At 77.5% G+C, this 298-nt stretch carries 1 protein-coding gene; it reads left to right on the top strand.

Annotated elements, in window-relative coordinates:
- A partial coding sequence (locus B9S61_RS02180) for an acyltransferase domain-containing protein (protein WP_146064679.1) occupies positions 1–298 on the top strand: 298 nt, incomplete at both ends.

Genomic DNA, 298 nt, shown 5'->3' with positions numbered 1-298 from the left:
CTGGCGAACCCGCGCCCCACGCCGTACAGGGCCGGGCGCGCGGCGGCCGTACCGTCTTCGTCTTCCCCGGCCAGGGTGCGCAGTGGGCCGGGATGGCCGTGGCGGCGCTCGACGCCTCCGAGGCGTTCGCCGCCACGGTAGCCGCCTGCGAACGCGCCCTCGCCCCGCACACCAACTGGTCCCTGACCGAGGTGCTCCGCGGCGCGCCCGGCGCACCCTCGCTCGACCGCGTGGACGTCGTCCAGCCGGTGCTGTTCGCCGTGATGGTGGCGCTCGCCGCGCACTGGCGGGCCACCGG

Source organism: Streptomyces sp. SM1, assembly GCF_002910825.1.
GTDB lineage: Bacteria > Actinomycetota > Actinomycetes > Streptomycetales > Streptomycetaceae > Streptomyces > Streptomyces okerensis.
The sequence above is the reverse complement of the archived record's forward strand: the minus strand, read 5'-3'. Positions and strand labels throughout refer to the sequence as shown.